Raw genomic sequence first — 11,976 nt, 5'->3', positions numbered from 1 at the left:
GGAACTTACGCATCCTTTCTTACAGCAGTGGTGGTTGACTTCTTTTCTGCCTAATCATACTGCAGAATTCGCACTCTTTTCCGCCAGCTCCGCCAGCACCGTGACCAGTTGAGCCAGTGCTTTTCCGCGGTGAGACAACTCGTCTTTTCGCGCCGGCGCCAACTCAGCCGCGGATTTCCCTGGATGCTCCACGGGGCTAAACAGCGGATCGTATCCAAATCCATTTTCACCCTGCTCTTGGCGCAATACGCGTCCATCCCAGCGCCCGACTACCTCGTAGATCTCGCGCATCCCCAGTGTGTCAGCGAGTTCCTTAGGCAGCTGCAACACGCACGCCGAGACGAAGTGCGCCCCACGCCGCTCATCGGGTGTATCGGACAACTGGGCCAGCAATAGATCATTATTAGCTTGGTCATCGCCATGCCGGCCACACCACCGCGCGCTCAGCACACCTGGCATACCGTTGAGTTCATCCACGGCCAACCCGGAATCATCGGCAATTGTTGGCAATCCGGTGTGCCGCACACCGTCGGCAGTTTTAATGTTCGCATTATCGATGAAGGTTGCCCCGGTTTCGGGCGTCTCAGGGTATTCCTCCACCTCCGCCAAACTCACCAGCTCGATGCCGGCCACTTCTGCTGCCTCTAGCAGTCGGTTGAGCTCCGCTAGTTTCTTTTTATTTCTCGACGCCACCAGGACCCGCACGACCTATACCTCCCCTTGGGCCAAAGCGTGTTTCTGGGCTTCGATCAACTGGCGCAGTCCGCCTTCGGCAAGATCCAACATGGCATTGAGTTCCGCGCGGTCGAACTCCGCATGCTCCCCTGTGCCTTGGATCTCCACAAAACGCCCCTGCTCCGTCATAACCACGTTCATGTCCACGTCCGCGCGCGAATCTTCCTCGTAGGGCAAGTCTAGGCAAGCAACACCATCGATAATGCCCACACTGACGGCAGCCACCGGCGGCAACAGTGGTTCCCCGGGAACTACTCCCTGTTCCTGCAAAACCTTCAAAGCATCGGCCAGGGCTACGTAGGCGCCGGTAATCGCAGCTGTGCGCGTACCACCATCAGCCTGCAGCACATCACAGTCGATGGCAATCGTGTTCTCCCCGAGTTGCGTGAGGTCCACCGCCGCGCGCAGCGCGCGTCCGACCAGACGGGAGATCTCATGAGTCCGCCCCTTGACCTTGCCCTTCATGGATTCGCGCGGCATGCGCTCGTGCGTAGAGGATGGCAACATTGCGTATTCCGCGGTCAACCAGCCCTCCCCGGAATCGCGCTTAAATCGGGGCACGCCAATTTCCACACTGGCCGTGCACATCACGCGGGTGTTACCGAATTCCACCAGTACACTGCCTGCTGGGTTCGTAGTGAATCCGCGAGTGATGCGTACTGGGCGCATTTCATCGACTGCACGGCCATCGGCACGCTTGAAATCCGCGGGCGAAGCCGTTGTTGATTCGGTGTTGTTTCCTACTGGATTAGTCATGGTTGCCAGCATACGTTCCGCTCGCGACATCCCCCGCGCTCAGGTCATCCCCGGCCCTCGCGACATCCCCCACCCCTTGCACGCACAATGTGCAGCAGAACTCCGACAAAATGACGCGTTTTTGTTGGACTTCTGCTGCACATTCATCACACTGAGTCAAAGTTCAGCCACACACCCGCCGCACACCCCTGCACACTCGCCACACTGAGCACAGCGGAGAAACCCCCTGCAGCTACATCCCCCAGCGCACGCGCATCCCCGGGTAGGCCACTTCCGCTGGGCCGTCAAAATGCTGCTTCGCCGCAGCCAAGGCACACTGTGCATCGCCCCACGGCGGAATGTGTGTGAGGATGAGCTTCCCCACTCCCGCTGCAGCCGCCACCCTACCGGCGTCATGCCCACTCATGTGCATACCCTGCGGCATGCCAGAATCGCGATCGCACCAGGTGGCTTCACACACCAATACATCCGCGCCCTGAGCGAGGTTTACAAGGTGTTCGGTGTACGCAGTATCACCCGTATAAACCACACTCGCCCCCTGCGTATCATGCACTCGCAAGAGGTAGCTCTCAGTTGTATGCACTGCTTCGGCAGCAAAAACCTGTAATCCGCCCATGGTCGTACACGGCCAGCGCGTGGCGTCGAATTGAGAAGTTCCCACCCGATAGTGAGAGACGGCGAAGGTATCGGAAAAATCATCCGGCTGATCGGGAAAATCGCCGGCTGCGTGCGACAAATGGTCGAACGCGATGCGCGGGCCGATCAAATCATGCACCCGCCCAGAGGGAGCCGTGGGATGGAAACGGCGCCACACCAAAAGGGAGGGAAAATCCAGGCAGTGATCAGCATGCATGTGGGAAAAAGCCATGTGGCATTGCGCAGGGTCAATGTCCCCGGCAGCCTGCATCGCTGCCAGAACCCCAGGGCCGATATCCATCAACAGGTCTTCCGTGCCCTCGCTGCGCACTAGGTATCCAGAGGCTGGCGCTTGTGGGCCAGCAACGCTGCCGGAGCAGCCGAGCACTACCAGTTCCATACCTGCAGATTGTTACATGAATTCCAGCAGAATTTGGTATTAACCACGGTTAAGTTGGGGCAATCTCACATTGGCTCCCCCAAACTTGGATTCGTCACGCGGAGCGGATAAACGGACGACTACAATTGCCGTTATCACTATTGCAGCACGTCCGGACCACTTGGGTTGTTGGAATCTGCATAACCCTTAGCCTCAAACGCGCCCGCCATCGCTACTGCAGCATATCTGGAATGCGCGAGACATCCGTGATCGCCGGGCCCAAGAACCGTTGCGCCAAATGGGCAAATCGTGTGGGATCCCCGGTGGACTCAAACACCAGTTCCACATTCCTATTCGGATCCTCATCCGCCAGTAGGTCCAGCTCGCTGAGCCGCCGGTAGACCATCTTCGCGGTTTCATCAGCGGAGTTCACCAACGTCACGTCATCCCCCATCACCAACTGCACCACCCCAGCCAGCAACGGGTAATGCGTGCACCCCAACACCACGGTGTCCACATCTGCATCTTTCAGGGGTTCCAAGTAGTTTTCCGCCAACCCCACAATCTGCCGTCCGGTAGTAATTCCCCGTTCCACGAACGGGACAAACTGCGGACAGGCCTGTGCCGTGACATCTACGTTGGGGCTAGCCGCAAAAAGGTCCTGGTAGCTCCCACTGGTCACCGTGGCCTGCGTGCCGATCACTCCCACCTTCCCGTTTCGGGTCGCAGCAACCGCACGGCGCACCGCGGGCAAAATCACCTCGACCACTGGCACTGGATAGCGCTCCCGTGCGTCCCGAATAAAAGCCGAGCTGGCCGAATTACAGGCCACCACGATCATTTTGCAGCCGCGCTCCACCAACTCATCGGCAATAGCTGTCGATAATTGCCGCACCTGCGCCAACGGTTTATCTCCATACGGCGAATTTGCGGTATCACCGATATAGACGATATTTTCCCGCGGCAGTAGGTCCACGACCGCCCGCGCCACAGTCAGTCCCCCCACACCGCTATCAAAAATGCCGATGGGCGCGTTATTGGACACTGCTTCTCCCTTGCTGTCTTGATGTTTGTAGTGTGTTTTTGTTCACTCGCCTGCTTGTGTTAAGCCACTTTTCAGGGTGTTTCTATTTCACTGCACTCTTTTAGCTCTCTGAGGCCCTTTGCCTTAGACATTCTCGCTATTAGTCTTTTCTGGTCCACATCACTCGCCGATATATTGCCGGTGCAACGTGGCCGACCATTTTTTATACCGACGCCACCCTCATCCCCGCCATCAAATTCCTTCGACCCACGAGCCAAGCGGCAACGAGTCCACCGATTGCTCCGAATAGATGTCCTTGCCAGCTTACTCCCGGGGTGGTGGGCAATACTCCCCACAACACGGAACCATAGGAAAACAGCACAACCCCGCCCAGCAGAATTTGCAGCAATTGCCGTGTGAACAATCCCCGCACAATCAAAAAAGTCAGCCAGCCGAAGATAACGCCCGAGGCTCCAATGTGTACGGTGCCTGAACCACCGAAAAGCCATGTGCCGATGCCGGCTACTAGTGCGATAACAATAGAACTCAACCACAATACGCGCCGCCCGGATAGCGCAACCAAGAAAACCACAATGAGTGCGATAGAAGAGTTCGCCATGAGGTGACCAAAATCAGCATGCAAAAATGGCGCCAAGATAATTCCCACTAGCCCTTCCGGGGTCAGGGGATGAATTCCATAGGCTGTCAACCGCATGCCGGATAAAAAATTGATAAATTGAATTATCCAAATGATGGCTAGGAAACTCACGGTTGCGGAAATCGCGCTCCGGATGCGAGCGGTTTTCATAGGTCAGTAGCTTCTTTCCAACTGGGCACATCGAAGGCAGTTTCTGCCGCCAACACCGCATGCACAATTGCGCGTTCCACACAGCTGGCTGCGGTCGCAGCGATCATCGTCATCGCTACAGGAAGTTCAACGTTGTCATCCAACTGCTTTGTTCCCGTGGAAAGGCCGAACAGGGTATCCCCGTCCATAGGCATGTGCGACGGACGGATGGCTCTGGCCAGCCCATCATGGGCAGAAAGAGCCATGCGCTTGACGCTGGACTTCGACAAGTCCAGATCCGTGGCCACCACCCCGATGGTGGTATTGAGCATCTTGGTTCCCAGCCGATTCATCCCGCGCAAGCGTTCAACAGCTGGAGCGCTAATCGAGGTATTTGGCCCCACACCGTAATGGCGGAACTCTTCATCGAGTTCTGCTGCGATTCCCCACAGCGTGCCGTCCACCGGATTGAACACCGCACCTTGGGGGTTCACAACCACTCCCGCAGCAACAGTCACACCAGCTAGCGGGCCATTGTCGGGAAAAACCGCGCTGGCCTGGCCAAATCCGCCTTTAAGCGCACCGGCGCTCGCCCCCAGTCCGGCACCGACGTTGCCCATTGCGCTGAGTGTTTCAGCTGCGCTGAGTTCTCCACCGGACAGGGATGCTTCAGCTGCGCTGAGTTCTCCACCGGTGAGGGATGTTTCAGCGACGTTGAGTTCTCCACCAGCGCCCATGCCCCAATGCGCACCTAGATCCCCCTCAGCACTGGGTTCACCCGCGTGCGTAGCACCTCCGCGCGCACCGCCCTCGAGTGCGTTTATAGTGGCAGCTCTTCCTGTGGCGGCATCCGGGCGCGAATGCCAGTCGCCCAACAGCAGGTCAAAGATCACCGCAGAAGCTACGATGGGAACGACTTTGTCTGGATGATCCGGCCCCAGTACGGGGAAACCAATACCCCTCGATTCCAGCTCGGCCATCACCCCCGAGGCGGCGTCAAGACCAAAAGCAGAACCACCCGACAAGCTGATCGCGTGAACTTGTTGCACCGTGTTGTGCGGTTCCAGCAAGTCGGTCTCGCGAGTACCTGGCCCCCCGCCACGGACATCCACACTGGCGATAGCCCCTTTCGGTGCGACAATGACGGTTGTTCCCGAATCACCTCGCCCATCTGCGCAGATAGCGTGCCCCACGCGCAGGCCCGCGATATCTGTCAGGCCGTTAGTCGGCCCGATGTGACAGCCAAAAAGGTCAATCATGGGTGCCATTATCCGTATCCTCTTGGCCGTCGGCCCCCTCGTCCGGCACGTCGAGTTCGCCCATCACCGCGGTGAGCAAGCTATCCAGATGGTAGCCCAGCCACTCCAAATAATTGCTGGCGGCGATCAATTGATCGGAATTATCCTCCAGCGTCACACGGAATTCCTCCAGCTGCGCGGTGTGATACTGCCGAATATCAGCGAGGGCACCCAGCCACGGCTGTACCTCGTCTGGCGACAGGGAGATGTTGACGGACCCGTTGGGGCCCAGCATCGTCACCACGTACTGCAGGTTGAGGAGTTTGCGTTTGATGATGTCGGTCTCGTGCAGCTGACGCATCAAAGCGGCATCGCCATCCATCAACTCGGCATCGTCTTTAAAGAACGAAGGCAACATGCGCCGCAACCCAAGTTCATGAGGGGCCTCGGCGTGGCCCGAAGGCATGCCCGTGAGTTCCGCGAGTTCGTCCTTGGGGGCGGTTCGCACTCGCTCCATGAGTTTGTCGGAGACCGTCGCTGCGGAATCACCAAGCATTTCCCGCTCAATCGGCTCCAGCACGGTGACATAGCGCGTTCCTCGCAGAACGCTTTTCTTTTTCGCCCAAGGTTGCATCTGTCTCCTCAGCTCCTTCGTCTGAGATTCATCGGGGGTGCGGTGGTCGCTATCCGTCGGAACGTTGCATCGTGGCCCACAGGCCAGCGGTTTGCAGTTTCTTCACATCGGCCTCCACTTTGTCGCGCTCCCCAGAGCTCACTACGGCTTTTCCTTCGTTGTGAACCTGCATCATCAATTCTGTTGCGCGCTTGCGGGAGTATCCCAGAACCGTTTGGAATACGTAGGTGACGTAACTCATGAGGTTGACCGGGTCATCCCAACAAATACACATCCAAGGGAGGTTGGCCTCCGTCTCGGTCTCGGGTAACCGCTCCTGAACTGGAGTAGCTGCGGGTGCTGCGGGTGAAGTCATGCCCCTAGGATACCGACGCCTCCCCGATCCTGTGTGCCCTGCGGGGTTGGTGGGTCCGCAAGCACTGTCCGAGCACGTGACTAGAATCAACTTCGTGAACGATTCGACCCCCCGCACAAGTTCTCCAACGTCGCACGATGCAGCCCAGCAATCACCGTCAGGTGTAACACCAGGAATTCTCCCTGGCACCAACTGTGTACCGTCGTCCGCTTTGTTGACGGATATGTACGAGCTGACGATGCTGCAGGCCGCTTTGTTAGACGGCACTGCGCACCGGCAGTGCGCGTTTGAGGTATTCACCCGGCGCCTACCTAACGAGCGGCGTTATGGCGTGCTAGCCGGAACCGCCCGTGTACTCGAGGCCGTAAAGCATTTCCGCTTTACCGATGATCAAGTCGACCACATGAGCTTCCTCAACGATGAAACTAAGGACTTCCTGCGGAAATACCGTTTCTCTGGGCAGATTGATGGCTACCGGGAAGGCGAGTTGTACTTTCCCCAGTCCCCACTCATGACGGTGCGTGGCACCTTTGCTGAATGCGTGATCTTGGAAACCGTCATCCTCTCAATCCTCAATGCGGATTCGGCTGTGGCCTCCGCCGCGGCACGCATGGTCACCGCGGCGGAGGGGCGCCCGCTCATTGAGATGGGATCGCGACGGACCCACGAATACGCTGCGGTGTCGGCAGCACGCGCGGCGTACCTGGCTGGATTCACTGCAACCAGCAACATGGAAGCTTCGCAGCGTTACGGAGTACCGTCCAGCGGCACCGCTGCCCATGCGTGGACCCTGTTGCATACAGACCCCGATGGCACGCCAAACGAAGAAGCCGCTTTCCGGGCACAAATTGAGGCTCTGGGGTCCAGCACAACCCTGTTGGTCGATACCTACGACATCACCAAGGGTGTAGAGACTGCTGTGAAGGTTGCCGGTCCCGAACTAGGTGCAGTCCGTATCGACTCGGGCGACCTCGGTGTGCTCACCCGCCAGGTACGCAAACAGTTAGACGAACTGGGTGCTAAAAACACTAAAATCGTCGTTTCCTCCGACATGGATGAGTTTTCCATCGCAGCTTTGCGCAGTGAACCCGTGGATGCATTCGGCGTGGGCACCAGCGTGGTGACCGGTTCCGGCGCCCCCACTGCCGGTTTGGTGTACAAGCTGGTGGAAGTCGATGGTGTTCCTGTCGCAAAACGCTCCCGTGGGAAGGCGAGCGTCGGCGGGGCTAAGGCCGCTGTCCGCGTGACACGCCCCACCGGTACCGCGGTCGAAGAGATCAGCTATCCGATCGATACACCCGCACCCGATACGGGCGATCTCCCCACCGTTCAGCTCACCATTCCGCTGATGCGCGATGGGCAAACCGTCGAAGGGCTGGATACCCTGGAGCAATCCCGCGATCACTTGGCCAAGCAATTGGTGACCCTGCCGTGGGAGGGCTTGGCTTTGACTCGCGACGAACCAGCGTTGAGCGTACGGCACGTCACCGGGTAATAGGCTCCGTTTGGCCACCCTTATTCAGCGGTGCAAGCGCGCAGTCAATCAACGTAAAACTGCAAAGCAAGCGGTGCAAGCGCGCAGTCAATCAACGTAAAACTGCAAAGCAAGCGGTGCAAGCGCGCAGTCAATCAACGTAAAACTGCAAGTCAATCGACAAAAACTGCAAGGCAATCGACGTAAACGATTAGACGATCGGCGCAAGCGAGAAGGAGAGTTTTGCTCACATCCTCAGAGGACGTACTGGCAGCGGCCATCGAAGAACTCGGTGGTCAGCCCCGCGAGGGGCAAACGCGCATGACCCAAGCGGTGGCAGATGCCTTGGAATCCAACCATCATCTCGCTGTCCAAGCCGGAACGGGCACCGGTAAATCATTTGCCTACCTAGTTCCTGCCGCAATCCACGCTACGGACAAGGGGTTGCCCGTGGTGGTCTCCACCGCGACCATCGCACTGCAACGCCAGCTGGTGGAACGCGACCTGCCACGTTTGGCCAAAGCCATCGAGGATATGCTGCCTCGTCCGTTGGAATTCGCGATCCTGAAAGGTCGCAACAATTACCTGTGCCTCAACAAGGTCAATGCGGCTCCAAGCACAACCGAAAGCGAAGAAGCCGCTCTGCTGGACCCTGGCGAGGTCTCAGCTACCGGCCGACAAGTTGCTCGCCTGCACGAATGGGCGCAGGAAACTGAGGATGGGGACCGCGACAACCTAGACAAAGGTGTGTCAGACCGAGCGTGGCGTCAAGTATCCGTTACCTCCCGTGAGTGCATCGGCGCCACCCGCTGCCCCTTCGGCAAGTTGTGCTTCGCCGAACAGGCCAAATCCCGCGCGCAAGAAGCGGACATCGTGGTCACCAACCATGCACTGCTGGCCATTGACGCACTGTCCGAGAGTTCCGTGTTGCCCGAGCACGAAGCCGTCATTGTCGATGAGGCCCACGAGCTGGAGGGGCGCATCACCAACGTTGCCACAGCAGAGCTTTCGGGCACGGCGGTGGCGATTTTGGCTAAACGTGCAGGCAAGATCGGCCCCGACGATGCGGGCGCTGAGCTCAAGGAGGCCGGTGATGAATGGGTCAATGCCCTCGAAGCCGCCGTACTTAATGACGAATCAGCAGTTGGCCGTTGGACGTCTGTTCCCTCAGGCTTGGAACCTGCCCTTACTTCTTTACGCGACGCCGCGTGGTCCACGAATCGAAAAATCAACCAGATTCCCGCTGGTGAATTTGCAAACGATCCCGCCAAAGCAGCGGAACGACTGGCCATCCTTGTCGCGACGGAGGAGCTGAACGATACGTGTGTGCGTATCCTCAACGCCCACGCTCAAAACGAAACGACAGCCACCACCAGCGAAGACCTGATCGGAGAGGACGTAGTGTGGCTGTCCAACGATAACGAGCGCAAAATCGTGAGAGTGGCGCCCTTGAGCGTTGCCGATCTACTGCGGCAGAAACTGTTCGGATCCGCGACAGTGGTTCTGACTTCCGCCACCCTCGCCTTGGGCGGGAAGTTCAATGCCATGCTCAACGCGTGGGGAATCGGCAGAAAGGCCCGCACGCTGGATGTGGGAACCCCTTTCGATGCCGCGAAGCACGGAATTTTATACGTCGCACAGCATTTGCCGCCTCCCGGGCGCAGCGGTGTAAGCGATGAAGCCGTTGATGAAGTCGCCCAACTGATCAACGCCGCCGGCGGACGGACCTTGGGATTGTTTAGTTCCCGGCGCGCAGCCGAGGAGATGGCCAATAGATTGCGCTCAGTTGTTCCCCACAAAATTCTGCTTCAAGGGGAAGATTCCCTCTCGGCCCTCGTGGAGCAATTTCGCGAGGATGAATCCACCTGTTTGTTCGGCACTCTGGGGCTGTGGCAAGGAGTGGATGTTCCCGGGCGCAGCTTGTCGCTCGTGATCATGGATCGCATCCCATTTCCCCGCCCGGACGATCCCTTGCGGCAAGCTCGCAAGGAAGCAGCCGATAGCGCCGGGCGCAACGGTTTTATGGAAGTCGCGGCCAACCACGCTGCGCTGCTCATGGCGCAGGGGGCCGGTCGGCTATTGCGGTCGACGACCGACCGCGGTGTAGTGGCCGTGTTGGATTCGCGTTTAGCAACCGCGCGTTACGGCTCTTATATCCGAGCATCCATGCCCGGATTCTGGGAGACATCCAACGGCACCGTCGTCAAGAAGGCCCTACGGCGGTTAGTCGCGGACTAAAGCTTTTGTTGTTTCCCCATGGAAACATTGCTTCTTCGGTAGCATTTACGTTATTCGCGCCTGCGATACCGAGATGTTTCCCACACCGCGACAGGAGTCCAACCTATGCCCGTGAACAGCGAACGCCCGGACTTAGAGCTTTTCGAAGGCGGTCTTTACGACTACCTCTACGGGTCTCTATCCCCCGATGACGAAGACCGCATTGCCATTATTGACGTGGCCGATGGGTCGGAAACTACGTACGCGCAGCTGAAATTCTTTGTCAATTCAGCAGCGGGGTGGCTGGCGCATAAGGGAATCAGTAAAGGAGACGTGGTTGGTCTTCATTGCCCTAATTCGCTTGCGTTCATCGTTGCCACGCACGCAATCTGGCGCCTTGGGGCCGTCATGTCTCCGGTTTCTCTTTTGGCGACGCCCCAGTCTATCGGCGAACAGATGCAAGACTCGGGCGCCAAGTTGCTGCTGACCGTGGCCGCACTGGGTGAGTCCGGTATCGAGGGCGGCAAGCTCGGGGGCCTGAGGGAAGACGATATAGTCACCTTGGATACAGCGCAGGGGCTGCAGCAGATGCTGGCGGAGCGCAGGACGCCACCCCAGGTCACGATCGACCGGGACAACGATTTGGCGGTCCTGCCCTACTCGTCGGGCACCACCGGGCTACCCAAGGGGGTGAAGCTGACCCACCTGCAGCTGGTTTCTAACCTGCAGCAGGCAGCCGATATTGAGCTCGTCAAGCACGACGATGTGGTGTTCGGTGTGTTGCCGTTTTTCCATATCTACGGTTTGACCGCGCTGGCGAATGCCACTTTGTCCGCACGGGCGACGTTAGTAACAGTACCGCGTTTCAGCTTGGAATCCTTCCTCGAGGCACACCAGAAATTTAAGGTCACGTTTACTTTCATCGCCCCGCCAATCGCTGTGCTATTGAGCAAGCACCCAGCGGTGGATAATTACGATCTTTCATCTCTGCGCGCTTTCTTCAGTGGTGCTGCCACACTTGACGAGGAGCTCGCGCTCGCCGTGGAGAAGCGCCTGGGTGTGCACATGCAACAGGGATACGGCCTCACCGAGACTTCCCCGCTGGTGTTCGCCAACCTAGATAAAGCCAACAACCGCGGGTCCGTGGGGCGCGTTGCGGCCAACACGGAATACATGATTGTGGACGTGGAGTCGCTGGAGGAAATTGGGGCTCCGACCGAAGGTGATGGGGTGATCGAGCAGCAAGTCGGCGAACTTTGGGTCCGCGGTCCGCAAGTCATGGTTGGTTACCTCAACAAACCAGAACAAACCGCTGCGACGCTCACTGAAGATAAGTGGCTCCGCACGGGTGACTTGGCGCGTCAAGATGCGACCGGCAACGTGTTTATCGTGGATCGCCTCAAGGAGCTCATTAAGTACAAGGGCTACCAGGTACCACCAGCTGAACTAGAAGCCCTGTTGCTGGGCCACCCACAGGTTGCCGATGTTGCCGTCGTAGGTACAGTGCGCGATGACGGGGAGGAAATCCCCAAGGCGTTCGTTGTTCTGCAGCCCGGCAAAACTCTAACTGCAGAAGACATCATGGACTACACGGCCGCTCGCGTGGCACCGTACAAGAAGGTGCGCGCAGTGGAGTTTATTGACCAGATCCCTAAGAGCGCGACAGGCAAGATTCTGCGACGAGAATTGCGGGCCCGCGAGGCGAAGTAACACGGCACCCTAGGGGTGCGAACCTGGCAAA

Annotated in this window: 11 protein-coding genes; 3 read left to right on the top strand and 8 right to left on the bottom strand. The window is 58.3% G+C overall.

Annotated elements, in window-relative coordinates; translation table 11 throughout:
• Positions 1 to 54 precede the first annotated feature (54 nt).
• From CAURIC_RS02905 to clpS, 8 genes are all read right to left on the bottom strand, one after another.
• Positions 55 to 705, bottom strand: coding sequence for a non-canonical purine NTP pyrophosphatase (locus tag CAURIC_RS02905; protein ID WP_035115486.1), 651 nt, complete (start codon positions 703 to 705; stop codon positions 55 to 57).
• 3 nt (positions 706 to 708) lie between these two features.
• Complete coding sequence (gene rph / locus CAURIC_RS02900; protein WP_290183285.1) at positions 709 to 1,491, bottom strand: ribonuclease PH; 783 nt, start codon at positions 1,489 to 1,491, stop codon at positions 709 to 711.
• A gap of 232 nt (positions 1,492 to 1,723) precedes the next feature.
• Complete coding sequence (locus CAURIC_RS02895) at positions 1,724 to 2,527, bottom strand: MBL fold metallo-hydrolase (RefSeq protein ID WP_172644091.1); 804 nt, start codon at positions 2,525 to 2,527, stop codon at positions 1,724 to 1,726.
• Between the two features lie 211 nt (positions 2,528 to 2,738).
• A complete protein-coding gene (murI, locus tag CAURIC_RS02890) occupies positions 2,739 to 3,551 on the bottom strand; it encodes a glutamate racemase (protein ID WP_035115482.1) in 813 nt (270 codons plus the stop codon).
• Positions 3,552 to 3,753: 202 nt separating this feature from the next.
• Positions 3,754 to 4,338 (bottom strand): rhomboid family intramembrane serine protease, encoded by a 585-nt coding sequence (locus tag CAURIC_RS02885; protein ID WP_290183284.1) that lies wholly within the window; start codon positions 4,336 to 4,338, stop codon positions 3,754 to 3,756.
• Positions 4,335 to 5,576, bottom strand: a complete 1,242-nt coding sequence (locus CAURIC_RS02880; RefSeq protein WP_172644090.1) for a P1 family peptidase — start codon at positions 5,574 to 5,576, stop codon at positions 4,335 to 4,337. Before CAURIC_RS02880 ends, CAURIC_RS02885 begins: the two co-directional genes overlap by 4 nt.
• Positions 5,569 to 6,189 carry a DUF2017 domain-containing protein gene (locus CAURIC_RS02875; protein WP_035115478.1) on the bottom strand — a complete coding sequence of 207 codons (621 nt, stop codon included), beginning with the start codon at positions 6,187 to 6,189 and terminating at the stop codon, positions 5,569 to 5,571. Before CAURIC_RS02875 ends, CAURIC_RS02880 begins: the two co-directional genes overlap by 8 nt.
• A 49-nt stretch (positions 6,190 to 6,238) precedes the next feature.
• Positions 6,239 to 6,544 carry an ATP-dependent Clp protease adapter ClpS gene (gene clpS / locus CAURIC_RS02870; RefSeq protein WP_035115475.1) on the bottom strand — a complete coding sequence of 102 codons (306 nt, stop codon included), beginning with the start codon at positions 6,542 to 6,544 and terminating at the stop codon, positions 6,239 to 6,241.
• A gap of 175 nt (positions 6,545 to 6,719) precedes the next feature.
• Between clpS and CAURIC_RS02865 the strand changes: the two genes are divergently transcribed.
• The 3 genes from CAURIC_RS02865 (at position 6,720) to CAURIC_RS02855 (ending at position 11,945) form a co-directional block, all read left to right on the top strand.
• A complete protein-coding gene (locus tag CAURIC_RS02865) occupies positions 6,720 to 8,039 on the top strand; it encodes a nicotinate phosphoribosyltransferase (protein WP_035115589.1) in 1,320 nt (439 codons plus the stop codon).
• Between the two features lie 222 nt (positions 8,040 to 8,261).
• Positions 8,262 to 10,256: an ATP-dependent DNA helicase gene (locus CAURIC_RS02860; protein WP_035115472.1), complete on the top strand. Its 1,995-nt coding sequence runs from the start codon at positions 8,262 to 8,264 to the stop codon at positions 10,254 to 10,256.
• 105 nt (positions 10,257 to 10,361) lie between these two features.
• Positions 10,362 to 11,945, top strand: a complete 1,584-nt coding sequence (locus CAURIC_RS02855) for an AMP-binding protein (protein WP_035115468.1) — start codon at positions 10,362 to 10,364, stop codon at positions 11,943 to 11,945.
• The last annotated feature ends 31 nt before the right edge of the window (positions 11,946 to 11,976 follow it).

The organism is Corynebacterium auriscanis, assembly GCF_030408435.1.
GTDB lineage: Bacteria > Actinomycetota > Actinomycetes > Mycobacteriales > Mycobacteriaceae > Corynebacterium > Corynebacterium auriscanis.
Note: the sequence above shows the minus strand (reverse complement) of the source record. Positions and strands in the feature narration are given on the sequence as shown.